This is a genomic window from Mucilaginibacter sp. FW306-07-L, assembly GCF_058782065.1.
The window spans coordinates 65523-82271 of sequence record NZ_JBYSXI010000002.1 but is presented as its reverse complement, the minus strand read 5'-3'; the positions used below and the strand labels follow the sequence as shown (position 1 = coordinate 82271).

Genomic DNA, 16749 nt, shown 5'->3' with positions numbered 1-16749 from the left:
CCCCATTATACATGAGATTTTACACAAGGTATCTGCAGCTTTTTGCCTTATTGATTTTGGTAAGTACGTCAGCCGTTAACGCGCAATCGTTAAAGCTGTGGTATGATAAACCCGCCCGCGTTTGGGAGGAAACCCTGCCGCTGGGCAACGGTCGTTTAGGCATGATGCCGGATGGGGGCGTGAGTAACGAAAAGATCGTGCTGAATGACATCACGCTATGGTCGGGCGCACCGCAGGATGCCAACAATTATGAGGCTTACAAGTACCTGCCGCAGATACGCCGACTGCTTGATGAAGGCAAAAATGAAGAAGCGCAGGATCTGATCGATAAGAACTTTGTGTGTAAAGCTCCCGGTTCGGGCGATGTGCCGTTTGGCTGTTACCAAACGTTTGGCGATCTAAATATCAAATTCAACTATGCTGACGGTAAGGAACCGCAATACAGCAATTACAGGCGCGAGCTATCATTGGAAAGAGCTGTAGCAATGGCCAGCTATACCGTAAACGGCGTAACCTACCGGCGCGAATATTTTACCAGCTTTGGTACTGATGTAAGCGTTATCCGCCTTACGGCAGATAAAAAAGGAATGCTGAATTTAAGCGTATCGTTAAGCAGGCCCGAACGCGCCGAAGTAAGCGTAGCAGGCAATACCCTGCAAATGGCAGGTGGACTAAAAAGCGGCACCGATAAACCCGGTATGCAGTTTTTGGCGAACGTTAAAGCCGTATTAAAAGGTGGCACGCAAAGCACTACTAACAATACGCTCGAAATTAAGGATGCTGATGAGGTTACGCTTTTTATATCGATGGGTACTGATTATAAAGATTCGGCCTACAAACAGAAGCTTACGGATTTACTTAACGCGGCGGTTAAAAAGCCTTATCCTCAGCAAAAGCAGCAGCACATAACCAGGTTTCAAAAGTTATTTGGCAGGTTAAGCTTGTCATTAGGGCAAAGCAAGGCGGCTGATGCTTTACCCACTAATCAGCGGTTGATCGCCTTTCATAAAGATCCATCGGCAGATAAGGGGTTGCCTGCTTTGTTTTTTCAGTTTGGTCGATATTTATCTATTAGCAGCACCAGGGTAGGGCTGTTGCCGCCAAATCTGCAAGGCTTGTGGGCCAATCAGGTGCAAACCCCATGGAACGGCGATTACCACCTGGATGTAAACGTACAAATGAACCATTGGCCGGTTGAGGTAGCTAACCTGTCCGAACTTAACCTGCCGCTTGCCGATTTAGTGCAAGGCATGATAGAACCGGGTAAACGCACAGCCAAAGCTTATTACAATGCCGACGGCTGGGTAGCCCATGTTGTTACCAACATCTGGGGCTTTACCGAGCCGGGCGAAAGCGCCTCATGGGGGATAACCAAGGCCGGTTCGGGTTGGTTGTGTAATAACCTGTGGGATCATTATGCGTTTAGCAATGATAAGGCTTACCTCAAAAAGATCTATCCTATACTAAAAGGCTCGGCACAGTTTTACAGCAGCATTCTCACTAAAGATAAAAAAACGGGCTGGCTGGTAACTTCGCCATCATCATCGCCCGAAAATAGTTTTTACCTGCCCAACGGCAAGCACGCCAGCATTTGCATCGGCGCTACTATTGATAACCAGATCATCCGGGAACTATTCAATAATGTAATCATCGCCTCAAAAACATTGGGCATCGACGCAGCTTTCAGCACCCAATTAAAGGATAAACTAAAAAGCCTGCCACCGGCAGTTAACATCGCAAAAGATGGGCGGGTAATGGAGTGGCTGGAAGATTATAAAGAAACCGACCCGCAGCACCGCCATATCTCTCATTTATACGGGCTATACCCTGCACCGCTGATTACGGCGGACGGTACACCTAAATGGGCCGAGGCGGCTAAAAAAACCTTGAACGTTCGCGGAGATGACGGCCCAAGCTGGACGATTGCCTACAAGCTGCTGTTCTGGGCGCGCCTGCATGATGGCAACAGGGCATACAAATTGTTCACCGAAATTATGAAACCTACCGAACGTACTGATATCAATTACGGTGCAGGCGGCGGTATCTATCCCAACTTATTATCAGCAGGCCCGCCGTTCCAGATTGATGGCAACTTTGGCACCACGGCAGGCATAGCCGAAATGCTCATCCAAAGTCATGAAGGATACATTAACCTGCTGCCTGCCATACCTGATAGCTGGAAAGCTGAGGGCACAGCTAAAGGCTTTAGGGCGAGAGGTAACTTTACGGTTGATTTTAGCTGGAAAAACGGGAAGGTAATTAGTTATAAAGTAACATCTTCAATACCAAAAACAGTAAAGCTAAAAGTAAACGGTAAATTCATCACCATTAAAGCCGTAAAAGCCTAAACATGTTTATCAATATAAAGAAAAGCTGGTTATGCGTAGCATTGCTATGCCTGTGCGCCCTCCTGTCAACCGCTGCCCACGCGCAGTCAAAGATCATCCGGATACCGTATGGAACAAACCGGTACATCGCATACAACCTGAGTACCGGATTATATGATGTTCAACAAAATGGCACCCAGGTTCTTGACCGTGTTTCGGCATCAGCGATTGTTAATGGTCAAGCCTTATCATCAAAAAAATATACAAAGCGTACTTACACCAAAGCTGTTGTGAAAACCGGCTTCGGTAAAGGTATGAGGCATGTTATCAGCTTGTCGGGTAAGGGTTTGCCAACCATGCAGCAGGTATTTTACACGTATAATAGCGGGAGCTTTTTTACGCAATTAATTATAAAAGGCAAGGCAATAACCACCAATGACATGGTGCCGTTCGAGGGTGGCTTTAAGCAGATCAGCGGCGATGTGTATTCGCTGTTTATGCCTTTTGATAACGATACTTTTATCAGCTATAACGCTAAGCCATTTAAAGGCAATGAAACGATAACCAGTGCCGAAGTGGGAGTGGTTTATGATAACGATCCCCGTGGCGGGTTGGTGGTTGGCTCGGTTGAGCATATGGTTTGGAAGACCGGCGTAACCACCGCCTCCGCGGAAAGTAATACCATAAAAGTTGTTGCGGGCTATACCGAAGAGGGCGTTACCCGTGATAAGATTGCCCACGGTATGGTAAGCGGGAGTGAGGTACGCTCGCCGCTGATATTTGTTGGCTATTTTTCCGATTACCGAGCAGGTCTTGAAGTATTTGGTAAAGCCAACCGCATAGCCGAACCGCCTTTTGTAGCCAAATGGACAAAAGCTACCCCCGTAGGCTGGAATAGCTGGGGCGTAATGCAGGAAAAGCTGACCTTTGATAAAGCCATTAAGGTAGTCGATTTTTTTGCCGATAGTTTGAAAGGCTTTCGTTCAGGTAATACCGCTTACATCGATCTGGATTCGTACTGGGATAATATGCTGGTTAATAAAAATGGTGAGCGCGATTTTTCAAAGCTGAAGGAGTTTGCCGATCACTGCAAGGCCAAAGGTTTGCAGCCCGGCATTTACTGGGCACCGTTTACGGATTGGGGTTTTAAATCGGGCCCGGACAGGAAGATGGAAGGCAGCAACCATACCTGGGGCGAAGCCTGGACAAAGATAGGCAACCAATACCATGAATTGGACGGCGCACGGGCTGTAGACCCTACACATCCGGGCACCCAGGCACGTATCAATTACATGATCGACCATTTTAAGTCCTGCGGTTTTACGATGATCAAGATCGACTTTTTAGGCCACGCGGCTGTAGAGTCGACCGGCTTTTATGATAAAGGCGTAACCACCGGTATGCAGGCTTACCGTAAGGGCATGGAATACCTGATAAAAAGGATCGACGGCCAAATGCTGATCTATGCCGCTATATCGCCAAGTTTGGCCAGCGGCCGGTACGTGCATACCCACCGCATAGCTTGCGATGCATTTAAATCTATTAAAGACAGCCGGTATACTTTAAACAGCGTAACGTATGGCTGGTGGCAAAGTTATGTGTATGATTATGTAGATGCCGATCATATTGTGTTTTCAACCGAAAGCGAAGGAGCAAACCGCGCACGTTTGCTATCAGGCGTAATAACAGGCACGTTGATTACCGGGGATGATTACTCCGCGGATGGCCCATGGAAAGCTCGTGCCAAGGAGTATCTGCAAAATCCGGAATTGTTAGCCATCGTAAAAAACGGAAAAGCATTTAAACCGGTAGACGGAAACGTGGGTGAGGGCGCATCGTCGATATTCGTAAACAAAATAGGGAGGAGTTACTACGTAGCGGTTTTTAATTATACCGATAAGGAAGCGACTTTTAAGCTGATTGCCAAACGTTTGGGTATACCGGCTAAGTGTACAGTTACGAAGATTTTAGGTAAGCAAACATTCGGTTCGTACCGGGATGAAATGGAGGTGTCGTTACTTCCGGCGGATGCGGTTATTTACCGGTTTGATCCTGACCCTTCCTAAACGGCGAAGCCCTCATGAGCACCGCTAAAAATTATAATAGCGAAAAATCCTCCCCGAGGGGGAGGGCTTTTTTACTATCTCTTAATTAATCTTCGTGGTAAAGTTCACCGGCTTTTTCGGCGGAGAATTTGATGCCTTTTATCATGGCAGAGCTGAAGCCGTGGTGTTCCATCTCGTTCAGGCCGGCAATGGTACAGCCCTTGGGTGAGGTTACCTTGTCTATTTCCTGCTCAGGGTGCGATGATAACTGCAACAGCAGATCTGCCGCGCCTTTAGCGGTTTGTGCCGCCATACGTAAGGCATCCTGCGCGTGAAAACCAATCTCGGTGCCACCTTGCGATGCCGCGCGTATCGACCTTAAAAAGAAAGCGATACCGCAGGCACAAAGCGCCGTGGCTGATGTCATTAGTTCTTCGTTGATCTGTATGGTAACGCCAACGGTGTTAAACAGCGAGCGTACCAGGTTTACGTTTTTAGGTGTGCCGTTGTCGGTAGCAATACAAGTCATGGATTGGCCGATGGCTATTGCTGTATTCGGCATGGCTCTTACCACCTGGATGTTCATCTCCAGGTAACGGCGAATATCATCACAGCTAACGCCCGATATTACTGATACCAGTAGTTGCTTCTCTGATTTCATGGCCGGCTTTATCTCATCCAGCAGTTTGTTTAACTGCTGCGGCAATACGGCCAGCACCACAATATCCGCCTTTTTTACTGCTTTTAAATTGGCCGATGTAGTTTGATAACCCTGCTCTTCGTACTCAGCCAGCGCCTCAATGTTTCGGCGTGTAAGTATCACTTGTGATGGCTGGCATATATTGGCGGTAACCAATCCCTTTGCTAATGATAGCCCGATGTTACCGCTGCCTAAAATGGCAATTTGTTGATTCGCGTTCATAATTAATTACTTAACCTTGTCCCAAATGGTTGTTTCTCCTGCAAACGACCTAAATCGTCTGACCTTCCTATAATCACTGATCGTACACCGCAGGCAATGGCCGAAAAAGCATTATCCAGCTTTGGCAGCATACCGCTGTGTATAATTTGTTGTTCTTTTAATTCCTGATATCTCGCCGGATCAATATCCCGGATGATGGAATCTTCATCATTAATATCATGTAATACCCCCGCCTTTTCAAAGCAATAGATCAGCGTAGTTTCATACAGCCTGGCCAATGATACCGCGAGTGCCGAAGCAATGGTATCAGCATTGGTATTCAACAACTGCCCTTCGCCATCATGCGTAATGGCGCAAAACACCGGTGTAAAACCTGCATCCAGCAAACGGCTTATATTTTCCGGGTTGATGGAGGTTGGATCAATATCGCCTACAAAACCGTAATCGATTGTTTTTACAGGCCTTTTTTTGGTGCGGATTAAGTTACCGTCGGCACCGGTAAGGCCAATGGCGTTGTTGCCAAAGCGTTGCAGTTGCGCTACGATGTTCTTATTGATCAATCCCCCGTAAACCATCGTCACTACCCTTAATGTTTCAATATCGGTAATCCGGCGCCCGTCAACCAGTTTAGCCTCAATACCCAATGTTTCTGATAGTTGGGTAGCTACTTTGCCGCCGCCATGCACCAGTATCTTGTCGCCTTCGAGTGCTGTAAAGTCCTTTAAAAAGCGGTACAGGTTCTCGGAGTTATCAATAACGTTACCGCCGATTTTTATGATATGTAATGATCTCAATTTTTTTCAAGCTGTAATACGGTGATCTGCCAGTCATCCTGATCCGTATTAAAATATACTACAAAAATAACAAATACAACGAATTTTTTGGTTAACAAGATGCGTTTGGTAATTAAATGACGGTAATTCAAAAATTATGTTTTATTTAAAATGTAAACTGTGCATAGTAGATGTATTTAGTAGATAAAATCACAAATAATTGCCAGAAGTTATATGATTTGAATAAAAACCGACTAATTATTCACGAAAACATAATATAGACAATAGGCTGTTATAAATAGATACTGTAATTTATAACAGAAACCTTTTATAAATAATGATGTTAAAGTTTAAACACCTATTAAAATTACCGGATGGAGCTATTTGTAATTATTTCATTACTCATTGTATTAAGCGCGGTCTACTCTTACATCAACGCGAGGTTTATCAAGCTGCCGGGTACAATAGGGGTTATTACAATTGCCATCATCGGGTCTATAGCTATCATCATAAGTAATAAGCTGGATACGGATTGGGCAAAACGGCTTACTGATCTCGCGCATAGTATTGATTTTTCGCGGACGGTGTTGAACATCATGCTGGGCTTCCTGCTGTTTGCAACCGCCTTTAGGGTTGATACCGGTAAGTTAAAAAAGCAGATGCGGCCCGTGCTTATTTTAAGTACAGTAGGGGTAATTTTATCAACCGCCATATTTGGCAGCCTGCTTTATTTTGTAACGGAATTGCTTGAGCTTGATGTGCCATTGCTTTATTGTTTCACCTTTGGGGCATTGGTTTCGCCAACTGACCCTGTTGCTGTATCGGCTATTATAAAAGGTTCAAAACTGCCTCAAAATCTGGAAACCATAGTATCCGGCGAATCGCTGTTTAATGATGGGATAGGGTTGGTGCTGTTTATTACGCTGCTTGAAATTACCGATGCCGGGATAAAGAATATAGACCTGAGCAATGCCGTAGTATTGTTTATACAGGAGGTTTTCGGTGGTATAGCTTTGGGCGCTTTTACGGGTTATATAGGCCACCGGCTCATGCGCTCGGTAACTGATTTTCAAACCATCGTGCTGGTATCCTTCGCCATTGTTATGGGCGATTCGGTTATCGCGTCCTACTGGCACCTATCCATACCATTGGCGGTAGTAACCGCCGGATTGTTTGCCGGCAGCCGTTCAATTAACGCGGCTAAAAACGAGCGTTCGCACCAGGAGCTGGAAAGCTTTTGGGAGCTGGTTGATGAGATGCTCAATACCATACTCTTTGTAATGATCGGCCTGCAAATGATCAACATTCCGGCTATTAATAATTACTGGCTGATTGGCAGCGTTTCGGTAGTGATCCTGTTATCAGCCAGGTGGCTGAGCATTATGCTGCCGATAATCTTTTTGCGCCGGTCGCTCGATGTAAATTATGGCAGTATAAACATTTTAACGTGGGCGGGGGTAAGGGGAGGCATATCTATAGCACTCGCGCTAACGCTCCCGCAATCAGAATACCGGGGGCTGATACTTTCAGCTACCTATTTCATCGTGATATTTTCTATTATAGTGCAGGGTTTAACGCTGAATAAGGTTATAGATGCCTGGTATGGGGATAAGAAGTGAGTCGTCATTACTTAACTCGCTGCAATCACTGGGTTCTATATCTTTCTCTGAACAAGCGCAAAAAGCCGTTAAAAAATAAAAAACCCTCTTTCTGCGTAGCAGCGAGAGGGGTGATCAGCGCAGTCGGGGTGAGTTAAATCGCCTCCAGCATCTGCTTTAATACCGCTTGCGCGGCCCAAACACGGTTACCCGCTTCATGTATCACTACGGAGTTCGGCCCGTCCAGTATCTCGTCAGACAGTTCCAGGTTGCGGCGTACCGGCAGGCAGTGCATTACCTTGGCATCGTTAGTTATCTTCAGCTTATCATTATTCAGCATCCAATCCTCGTTGCCGGGCAAAACTTTACCATAAGGCTCGTAAGCCGACCAGTTTTTCACGTAGATGAAATCAGCACCGGTAAGCGCTTCATTTAGGTTATGGGTGATAGTTGCGCCGTTGGTAAAGTCACTATTCAACTCATAACCCGCGGGATGAGCGGTAGTAAAGTCAACATCGGCCTTGCACATCCACTCGGCAAATGAGTTAGGCACTGCTTGCGGCAATGCTTTAATATGCGGAGCCCAGGCTAAAACAACTTTCGGGTGGGCGGTTTTTTTTAGTTCCTGGATAGTAACCAGATCTGCTAGACTTTGCAGTGGGTGGCGTGTGGCCGATTCAAGGCTTACCACCGGAACGCCGCAATATTGTACAAACTTGTTAAATATGGCCTCACTATAATCCTCCTCACGATCCTTCAACCCAGGGAACGAACGCACACCGATAATATCAACATATTGCCCCATTACGGCCGCCGCCTCGCGTACGTGCTCAACAGTGCCGCCGTTCATAATAGCACCATCCTGTAATTCGAGTGCCCAGCCTTCTTTATCAATATTCAGCACCATAACATTCATGCCCAGGTTAAGCGCCGCTTTCTGCGTGCTCATGCGGGTACGCAGACTGGGGTTTAAAAATACCAGCCCCAGCGTTTTATTTTTACCCAAATGCTGGTGGGCATACGGGTTTTGCTTAAGCTGCAAAGCTTCGGCAGCGAGGGCGTTAATATCGGTTACGTCGTGAACGGAAGTAAAAAGTTTCATTGAATGACTTTTTATAGGGTAAACAAATGCTGTATTAAAAAATTAATTTATGCTTATTACATACAGCATAAATTAATTTTTTAATACAGCGGTAAACGCTTCCAAAAACTGATCGGCGTACGCTTTGGTTAAGTTAAGCGCCGGTAGCAACCTCACCACATTTGGCTTGGCCTCGCCGGTAAATATATGATGCTTAAACAGCAGATCCTTGCGTACGTGGCTAAGTTCTTCCGGCAGTTCAATACCGATCATCAACCCACGGCCTCGCACTTCTCTAACCTGGTCAAATTTCTTCAGTTCGCTTATCAGGTAACCGCCTACTTCGGCAGCGTTTTGCAGCAGGTTGTCCTGCTCAATAACTTCAAGCACTGCCAAACCTGCGGCACACGCCAGGTGGTTGCCGCCAAAGGTAGTACCCAACATGCCGTAAGCCGGTTTTATTTTAGGCGAAATAATGATGCCACCGATAGGGAAGCCGTTACCCATGCCTTTGGCCATGCTGTAAATGTCGGCATCAACACCGGCAAAATCATGCGAGAAGAACTTACCGGTACGGCCATAACCGCATTGTACCGAGTCGGCAATAAATACCGCGTTATGTTCATCGCACAAGCTTCTGATCTTTTGCAAAAAGCTTTCGGTAGCCACTTGTATGCCGCCTACGCCCTGTATGCCTTCTATGATTACGGATGATATTTCGTTATTGGCAAAAGCTTGTTCTAAAGCAGCCTCATCGCACCAGGGCAAAAATATCACGTTATCGGTTTCGTTAACCGGGGCCACTATCTTAGGGTTATCGGTTACGGCAACCGCCAGCGAGGTACGCCCGTGAAAGGCCTTACGGAAAGCGATCACCTTTTTTTTACCATTGTAAAAAGATGCCAGTTTCAACGCGTTCTCGTTAGCCTCGGCACCCGAGTTACATAAAAATAACTGGTAATACTCTTTGCCCGATACATGGCCCAGCTTTTCAGCCAGTTGCTTTTGCAGCGGTATCTCAATAGAGTTTGAGTAAAAACCGATCTGGTGCAACTGGTCTTCCAGCCGCTTTACATAATGCGGGTTGGTATGGCCAATAGAGATTACGGCATGACCACCATACAGATCAAGATACTCCGTGCCCTTGTCGTCATATACAAGGCTGCCGGTACCCTTTACTATATTGATTGGATTAATGGGATATACGTCGAATAAATTCATTCTTTATTAAGGTTAAAGGAGAAAGGTAAAAGGATAAAGGTTACTTTTCGTTTCGCAAAAACTTAATGAATGCGATTAACATAGCCTTCACTTCATTTGTCTCCTGATTAATATTATCATACTTGTCTTTTGGAATATAACCCAAATCGAAAATCAAATAACAAGTATATTCTACTTCATGTGCCGAACCTAAAGCATTATCAAGATAATGCGCGAAGTCCTTGTTTGTATTTTTACCGCAACCTTCAACAATGTTTAAAGGTATTGAGTAAGCTGATCGTCTTAATTGGCTGGATAAAGCAAATCTTTCTTCAACAGGTAACAAAGGTATGATCTCAGTATAAACTCGCTTGGTAAGCAAGTGGGCTTTTAACCAAACATCCAGTTTCTTATAATCCCTCATGTCCTATAATAATTTTCTGTAGCTACCTTTTTCCTTTCACCTTTATCCTATCGCCTCAATTAAAATCCTATCGCTTTCAATCGTAAGCCGGCGCGTTCATCCAGGCCAAACAGTAGGTTCATGTTCTGAACCGCCTGGCCCGACGCGCCTTTGAGTAAATTGTCTATAATGCTTATTATTAATAGTTTGTTGCCATGTTTTTGTACCTGTATAAAGCACTTGTTGGTATTTACCACCTGCTTTAGGTCGATATTACGATCGGTAACATGGGTAAACGCCTGATCGTTATAAAAGTCGGTGTATAACTCCAACGCTTCTGCTTGTGTTAAGTCGCTATCGGTATACATGGATGCAATGATGCCACGTGTAAAATCGCCGCGGTAGGGGATGAAATTCAAGGCTCCCCAACCGGTTGAAGGCGGAGTGAAATCTGACTGTAACTGATTAAGCGACTGGCCGATCTCATTCAGATGCTGATGGTCAAACGCCTTGTAAACCGACAGGTTATCATTTCGCCAGCTAAAGTGCGATGTGTTTGAAAGGCTTTGCCCCGCACCTGTTGAACCGGTTGTGGCTGTTATGTTTACCTCGCCGGTTAACAATCCTTTTGATGCAAGCGGCAGCAAGCCCAATTGTAAACAAGTAGCAAAACAACCCGGGTTAGCAATGTTCTGCGCTTCGCGGATGGCTTCCCTGTTTAATTCGGGCAGGCCGTAAACAAAGCTTTTAGTGCCGATGGTCGCTTTGGGTTTAAGGCGAAAATCCTGACTCAAATCAATGATCTTTACCGTGTCCGGGATAGTGTTGGCTTCCAGAAATTTACGTGCGTCGCCATGGCCTACACATAAAAATAATACATCAATATCTGTAGATAGCTCTGATGCGAATTTTAAATCGGTATCACCAAACAGGTCGGCGTGTACCTCGTATACATAATTGCCAGCGTTGCTGTTGCTATGAACGAAAGAAATCTCAACATTAGGGTGATTAATGAGGATACGCAACATTTCGCCGCCGGTGTAACCGGCACCGCCGATGATGCCTGCACGGATGCTCCCCGTCCCTAAAGGAGAGTTGTTGGTGGATATATTTGAATGTAACTCAGTCATTATTATACATTTTAGTTCCCCTTTAGGGGTTAGGGGTTAACCCTGTCATTTTTTGTAGATGGGTAGGAGTACAAAATAAATTCCAGGTCGGCATCCCACTTATTAGTGATATAATGTTGCTGGCCCGGCTTAATTTCGATGCCTTGCTGCTCGCGTAAGGCATGTTCGTTACCATCAATAACAAAGGTTGCCCTGCCTTTCAGTATGAAGAACAGTTGCGTTGCCTTTTCATGGTAATGCAACTGCTCAGCCGTATCAGGCGGCATTAACTCCTGCTTAACCGATAATCCGTCAGTATCAACAAAGGTCCAGCCGTGGCAACCATCGCCCCATGTGTAATGGTTAAGGCATTCGCTTTTTGAAAAAACAAGAACCCCCTGACCCCCTAAAGGGGGAACATTGTTAGCGCTATTGTTTTCTGTTGATGACATAGAAACTTTTTAAGCCCTGTTTAGGAGTTTTGAGGGTTAACTTTATGGTAGATCATTACCTGGTTGCCAAATATTTTTGAGAACCCCTTAACATCCTCACCGCTCCAGGCATTGTTCATTTCGCCGTAGCTGCCAAATTTGTTCGACATCAGGTCGTGATCAGACTCAATACCTACTACATGAAAACGGTAAGGATTAAGCTGAACGTATACCTTGCCGCTAACTGTTTTTTGTGTATCGGTTAAAAAGGCTTCCATGTTGCGCATAATCGGGTCGTGAAACTGCCCTTCGTGCAGCCAGTTGCCGTAAAAGGTAGCCAACTGGTCCTTCCAGGTTAACTGCCATTTGGTAAGCACATGTTTCTCTAAAGTATGGTGAGCCTTGATGATGATCACTGGCGCGGCAGCCTCAAAACCAACACGGCCTTTAATGCCGATGATGGTATCGCCCACGTGTATGTCGCGGCCAACGCCGTAAGGCTGGGCAATGGCTTGCAGTGCCTGTATTGCTTTGGTAGGGTGATCGTACTGCTGGCCGTCAATAGCAACCAGTTCGCCTTTTTCAAAGGTAAGCTCCAGGTTTTTTTCTTCAGTGGCGGTAACCTGTGTAGGCCACGCATCTTCGGGCAAACCTAAGTTAGAGGTCAGGGTTTCCTTACCACCGACAGATGTACCCCAGATGCCTTTGTTGATTGAATATTTGGCTTTTTCAAAATTCATTTCAACGCCATGCTTCTTCAGGTAGTCTATCTCTTCCTCGCGGCTTAATTTAAGATCGCGGATAGGCGTAAGTATTTTAACTTCTGGCACCAGTATGTTAAAGATCATATCAAAACGTACCTGGTCGTTACCGGCACCGGTACTGCCATGCGCTACGTATTCAGCGCCGATCTCTTTGGCATAGTTGGCAATGGCGGTAGCCTGGCTAACCCGCTCGGCACTTACTGACAAGGGGTAGGTATTGTTTTTTAACACATTACCATAAACCAGGTAGCGCACGCAGCTATTGTAAAAGTTGGTAGTTTCATCAACCACGTGATGGCTGGTTACGCCCATTTTAAAGGCGCGTTCTTCAACGCTCTTCAGCTCTTCATCGCTAAAGCCGCCGGTGTTTACAATTACCGAGTGCACCTCCATGCCTAGGTCGCGGGTTAAATAAATGCAGCAAAACGATGTATCTAAACCGCCGCTGTATGCCAATACTACTTTTTTCTTCATTATAAATGTTTGTTCAACCGGGTTAAAAGTTTAAACCTTTACTAATAGTGCAATAATTTTTGATGATCCGCGCAGGGCGTTTTCAATACGCTCAAGCAGGGTTGCCTTGTGGGTTATCTTCTTCAGTTTATTTTCAGCCTGTTTGGCTTTATCCGCCGGGTCAAAAAGCATGGCGGTGCACATGCAGTTTTTACGGTCCTTGCTCATTAAAATATCGTAATTAACGCAGCTTTTGCAGCCCTTCCAAAACTCTTCGTCCTGGGTAAGTTCCGAGTAGGTAACCGGCTCGTAACCAAGGTCGGAGTTTATTTTCATCACCGCCAGGCCCGTGGTAAGCCCAAATAACTTTGCATCGGGGTACTTGGTGCGTGAAAGCTCGAATATTTTTTCTTTAATAGCCTTAGCCAAGCCTACCTTACGAAAATTAGGGTTAACAATAAGCCCCGAGTTTGCCACAAACTGGCTGTGGCTCCAGGTTTCAATGTAGCAAAAGCCGGCCCAGGTGCCATCCTTGTGTAAGGCAATAACCGCTTTGCCCTCAAGCATTTTATTGGCCACATATTCGGGCGAACGTTGTGCTATACCGGTACCGCGTGCTTTAGCTGATTCAGCCATTTCATCACATATTTGCTGCGCAAAATCAACATGCTGTGCTGATGCAACTAATATATCAAAATCTTGTATGGTCATTAAAAAGTAGAATGATTGCTGTAAACCAAATGGTTAATTAAAACCTATTAAGTAATCAGGTGCTTTAACAGTGCTTACATCAAGCGCTGTAATTGGGTTGCAGAAGTATGGTATTAAACCCGGGGAATAAATAATCGTCGTCGAGACGCGATACATATAAAAACTACTGAAACCAAAGCATTGGCAACAGGAGCGAGAACTGCTCTTGTAACTGGCTTAAAAAAGCTTTGCTGGTTCATTTTTACTGTATTGTTTGTTTTTTTAAATTTTGTGCAAAGTATCGTATTAATTTTTATTTATGCAAGAAAAAACTGCACGAATTAATAACTTAACAATGCATAATTACATTCAGTTGAAAATTAGGAATAATCACACTCCCAGTCAGGTAGTTAGGCTGCGCTGATTTTTGTTGTAATTTCTATAAAAACACAAGCCATATTTTACCTGTTGCCTGTGATATAAGATCAAAAAAATGCAGCCTGCCGAACCGCTTATTTTAACACTTAAAATTGATGCTGAAGCACAGGCTATGTTTAATAATCTGCGTCGGCAGTATTTTCCGCCCGAACGTAATTTTATCGATGCCCACCTAACGCTGTTTCATCACTTGCCGGCCGGAGAGAGCGGGGTGTTTAATTTATTGGATGCATTATCATCGCGGCAGCAGTCTATTAACATCTGCGTAAGCAAAGTGGTTACCATTGGTAATGGTGTTGCCTACAAGTGCGAAAGCGCCGAATTGCAAGATTTGCACAAACACCTGCAACAGCAATGGGCGCAATGGCTTATACCGCAGGACAGGCAAAAGCTGTGGCCGCATATCACCATACAAAACAAGGTTAATGTTGATGTTGCCCGTGCTACGTTAAATGAGCTTTCGGCAAAATTTGCACCGTTTAATGTAAGCGTAACCGGACTTAGCTTATGGAAATACCTTGGCGGCCCGTGGGAATTTGTGAGCGATTTTTTATTCAAATAAAAAAGGCTGCCCAATAAAATTGAACAGCCAGATGTATGTGTGAATCTAAAATTTCTTAATCCTTGCCACCAAATATCGAGAAGCTTACGTAGCGTTTAGGGTGGGCTTTCAAATCAATAAACAGGTTATTTAAGTTAGCCGAGGCATTGCTCAGGTTTTTGTACATGGTACTGTCGTTAATCAGTAAACCCAGGCTGCCATCGCGGCTGTTGATCTTGTTAGTAGTAGTTTCCAGGTTGGCCATGGTTTTATCTACATTATCCATGGTTTGTTTCAGGTTGGTAGATGCCAGGTCATTACTGAACTTTTTAAAGTTAAGCGCGATATCATTAAAGTGAGCCGTTGTACCTTTAAGGTTACCGGATATAGTTACCGCGTTGCCCATAACGGCGTTAATATGCCCTGATTGCGCGCCTACCAAAGCATCGATCTTTTTAGTTGTACCTTCAAGCGTTTGCAGGGAGTTGGCAATGCTGGCAAAACTGCGGTCAACGTTTTTTTCAAAGGCCGGGTTCATAATCCGGTTGATAGATGCCAGCGATGAATCCATTTTAGTGATCAGCGCCTCCGCCTTTTTTTGTATCGGTTGCAGGCTTTCAGCTAAACTGCCCTGTATATCCGCACGCAATGTATCTTCATCCTGTGCGGGTTGTGAGCTATCTCCCAAATCAAAAACAATAGCTTTACCGCCTAACAAGTCGGTGCTTTGCAGTTGTGCTAATGTGTTTGAGGGTACGTTATATTTTTCGTCAACCTTAAATTCAACCACGGTACGGCCATCAGGCTGCAGATCCATTTTTGATACGCGGCCTACCTGGAAACCGTTAACCAGTACCGGTTTTGATACGGACAATCCGTCTACGTTCTTATAAATAGCATAATATTTATTCGATCCCGAAAAAACATCGTTACCGCTGAGGTAGCTATAAATTAAAAGCAGGGCAGTAATCGCGATCGCGGTAAAAACGCCTATTTTGGTTTCGTTTGATATTTTCAAGGTATAGCGTGTTGAATATGTGTTAATTTTCTAACTGTTTTTTATAACTCTTTAATGCACTTAATATTGAATTTACTATCTCTGTTTGCCCTTCGTTTGATGTAAGATAATCCTCATCATCGGGGTTATTGATAAACCCGGTTTCAATAAGTACTGATGGCATGGCTGTATGATCCAGCACCAAAACCACCTGTTCTTTTACACCGTGGCTCTCGCGATTGTAAGTTCCGGTAAGTTCATTGTCTATTAAACTCGCAAAGCGTATACTTTGTTTACGATATTTATCTCTAAATGTGTTTAACATGATAACCGATGCCGGATTATCAGGATCATAGCCTGCGTAGTTGTCCTTATAGTTCTTTTCCGTAAAGATAACCGCGTTCTCGCGCAACGCTTCTTCCTGCGCGCCAACACGCCTCGAACCATATACCAGTATCATGGCTCCTTTGCCGGTGCGGTTAGCAACCGTGGTTGTTTTGTAGATGGGTATTTTTTTGCCTTTGCGCTTGCGGTAGCCTACCACATCGGTAACCTTACGGTTAGCCAGCGAGTTGCAATGTAATGATATAAATAGTTGTCCTTTGGCTTTGTTGGCCATATCGGCACGTTTGTGCAGCTCCACAAAGGTATCGTTGCTGCGGGTCATGATGGTGTTAACGCCGGGCAGATCACGCTCTATGGCCTTTTGCAGTTTTAGGGCGAGGGCCAGGGTTACGGTCTTTTCGTTGGTGTTGGGACCAAAAGCGCCGGGGTCCTTACCGCCGTGGCCGGCATCAATAACTACCGTACGCAGCCTGAACCCTTCGGGAGCCTGTACCGAGTCGGTAGTTTGCTGTTCAAATGCCCTTGCAGGCTGAACCGCGTAAAAAAACGAAATTAACAGGGCTGAGAATGTATAGATGTGCTTCCTTGAAATTTTTATCATCATTTGCAGTAAACGAACTAAACTTAATTTT

At 45.1% G+C, this 16749-nt stretch carries 15 protein-coding genes; 4 read left to right on the top strand and 11 right to left on the bottom strand.

Annotated elements, in window-relative coordinates; translation table 11 throughout:
• Positions 1–11: 11 nt before the first annotated feature.
• Entirely contained in the window at positions 12–2348 is a 2337-nt protein-coding gene (locus AC3WJC_RS10540) for a glycoside hydrolase family 95 protein (protein WP_492399063.1), read from the top strand.
• A 2-nt stretch (positions 2349–2350) separates the two neighbouring features.
• The gene (locus AC3WJC_RS10535) at positions 2351–4393 is read left to right on the top strand and encodes an alpha-amylase family protein (protein ID WP_492399062.1); all 2043 of its coding nucleotides are present in this window, start codon (positions 2351–2353) and stop codon (positions 4391–4393) included.
• Positions 4394–4478: 85 nt separating this feature from the next.
• Here AC3WJC_RS10535 and proC read toward each other — a convergent pair whose 3' ends face one another.
• Both proC and argB read right to left on the bottom strand, forming a co-directional pair.
• Positions 4479–5294, bottom strand: coding sequence for a pyrroline-5-carboxylate reductase (proC, locus tag AC3WJC_RS10530; protein WP_492399061.1), 816 nt, complete (start codon positions 5292–5294; stop codon positions 4479–4481).
• 2 nt (positions 5295–5296) lie between these two features.
• A complete protein-coding gene (gene argB, locus AC3WJC_RS10525; RefSeq protein ID WP_492399060.1) occupies positions 5297–6088 on the bottom strand; it encodes an acetylglutamate kinase in 792 nt (263 codons plus the stop codon).
• A 353-nt stretch (positions 6089–6441) separates the two neighbouring features.
• On the opposite strand from argB, the gene AC3WJC_RS10520 reads away from it, so the two are divergent.
• Complete coding sequence (locus tag AC3WJC_RS10520; RefSeq protein WP_492399059.1) at positions 6442–7686, top strand: cation:proton antiporter; 1245 nt, start codon at positions 6442–6444, stop codon at positions 7684–7686.
• A 133-nt stretch (positions 7687–7819) separates the two neighbouring features.
• On the opposite strand, the gene AC3WJC_RS10515 is transcribed toward AC3WJC_RS10520, so the two are convergent.
• The 7 genes from AC3WJC_RS10515 to AC3WJC_RS10485 form a co-directional block, all read right to left on the bottom strand.
• The gene (locus AC3WJC_RS10515) at positions 7820–8767 is read right to left on the bottom strand and encodes an N-acetylornithine carbamoyltransferase (RefSeq protein ID WP_492399058.1); all 948 of its coding nucleotides are present in this window, start codon (positions 8765–8767) and stop codon (positions 7820–7822) included.
• Between the two features lie 72 nt (positions 8768–8839).
• A complete protein-coding gene (locus AC3WJC_RS10510; protein ID WP_492399057.1) occupies positions 8840–9967 on the bottom strand; it encodes an aspartate aminotransferase family protein in 1128 nt (375 codons plus the stop codon).
• A 40-nt stretch (positions 9968–10007) separates the two neighbouring features.
• Positions 10008–10370: a four helix bundle protein gene (locus AC3WJC_RS10505; RefSeq protein ID WP_492399056.1), complete on the bottom strand. Its 363-nt coding sequence runs from the start codon at positions 10368–10370 to the stop codon at positions 10008–10010.
• A 59-nt stretch (positions 10371–10429) separates the two neighbouring features.
• Positions 10430–11479, bottom strand: coding sequence for an N-acetyl-gamma-glutamyl-phosphate reductase (gene argC, locus AC3WJC_RS10500; protein ID WP_492399055.1), 1050 nt, complete (start codon positions 11477–11479; stop codon positions 10430–10432).
• 29 nt (positions 11480–11508) lie between these two features.
• Entirely contained in the window at positions 11509–11910 is a 402-nt protein-coding gene (locus tag AC3WJC_RS10495; protein ID WP_492399054.1) for a cupin domain-containing protein, read from the bottom strand.
• A 20-nt stretch (positions 11911–11930) separates the two neighbouring features.
• Positions 11931–13127: an argininosuccinate synthase gene (gene argG, locus AC3WJC_RS10490; RefSeq protein WP_492399053.1), complete on the bottom strand. Its 1197-nt coding sequence runs from the start codon at positions 13125–13127 to the stop codon at positions 11931–11933.
• 30 nt (positions 13128–13157) lie between these two features.
• Positions 13158–13817, bottom strand: a complete 660-nt coding sequence (locus AC3WJC_RS10485; RefSeq protein ID WP_492399052.1) for a GNAT family N-acetyltransferase — start codon at positions 13815–13817, stop codon at positions 13158–13160.
• Between the two features lie 472 nt (positions 13818–14289).
• Here AC3WJC_RS10485 and AC3WJC_RS10480 point away from each other — a divergent pair, with 472 nt between their 5' ends.
• Positions 14290–14796, top strand: coding sequence for a 2'-5' RNA ligase family protein (locus AC3WJC_RS10480; protein WP_492399051.1), 507 nt, complete (start codon positions 14290–14292; stop codon positions 14794–14796).
• A 55-nt stretch (positions 14797–14851) separates the two neighbouring features.
• Here the strand turns inward: AC3WJC_RS10480 and AC3WJC_RS10475 are convergent, their stop codons facing one another.
• Positions 14852–15793: an MlaD family protein gene (locus AC3WJC_RS10475; protein ID WP_492399050.1), complete on the bottom strand. Its 942-nt coding sequence runs from the start codon at positions 15791–15793 to the stop codon at positions 14852–14854.
• Positions 15794–15815: 22 nt separating this feature from the next.
• A complete protein-coding gene (locus AC3WJC_RS10470) occupies positions 15816–16721 on the bottom strand; it encodes an N-acetylmuramoyl-L-alanine amidase family protein (protein WP_492399049.1) in 906 nt (301 codons plus the stop codon).
• Positions 16722–16749 lie beyond the last annotated feature (28 nt).

Bases quoted from the DNA above. Each gene is read 5' to 3' on its own strand.
- AC3WJC_RS10480 (WP_492399051.1), top strand. From the start codon at position 14,290: ATGCAGCCTGCCGAACCGCTTATTTTAACACTTAAAATTGATGCTGAA.
- AC3WJC_RS10520 (WP_492399059.1), top strand. From the start codon at position 6,442: ATGGAGCTATTTGTAATTATTTCATTACTCATTGTATTAAGCGCGGTC.
- AC3WJC_RS10485 (WP_492399052.1), bottom strand. From the start codon at position 13,817: ATGACCATACAAGATTTTGATATATTAGTTGCATCAGCACAGCATGTT.
- AC3WJC_RS10470 (WP_492399049.1), bottom strand. From the start codon at position 16,721: ATGATGATAAAAATTTCAAGGAAGCACATCTATACATTCTCAGCCCTG.
- AC3WJC_RS10535 (WP_492399062.1), top strand. From the start codon at position 2,351: ATGTTTATCAATATAAAGAAAAGCTGGTTATGCGTAGCATTGCTATGC.
- AC3WJC_RS10515 (WP_492399058.1), bottom strand. From the start codon at position 8,767: ATGAAACTTTTTACTTCCGTTCACGACGTAACCGATATTAACGCCCTC.
- proC (WP_492399061.1), bottom strand. From the start codon at position 5,294: ATGAACGCGAATCAACAAATTGCCATTTTAGGCAGCGGTAACATCGGG.
- AC3WJC_RS10510 (WP_492399057.1), bottom strand. From the start codon at position 9,967: ATGAATTTATTCGACGTATATCCCATTAATCCAATCAATATAGTAAAG.
- AC3WJC_RS10495 (WP_492399054.1), bottom strand. From the start codon at position 11,910: ATGTCATCAACAGAAAACAATAGCGCTAACAATGTTCCCCCTTTAGGG.
- argC (WP_492399055.1), bottom strand. From the start codon at position 11,479: ATGACTGAGTTACATTCAAATATATCCACCAACAACTCTCCTTTAGGG.
- AC3WJC_RS10505 (WP_492399056.1), bottom strand. From the start codon at position 10,370: ATGAGGGATTATAAGAAACTGGATGTTTGGTTAAAAGCCCACTTGCTT.
- AC3WJC_RS10540 (WP_492399063.1), top strand. From the start codon at position 12: ATGAGATTTTACACAAGGTATCTGCAGCTTTTTGCCTTATTGATTTTG.
- argG (WP_492399053.1), bottom strand. From the start codon at position 13,127: ATGAAGAAAAAAGTAGTATTGGCATACAGCGGCGGTTTAGATACATCG.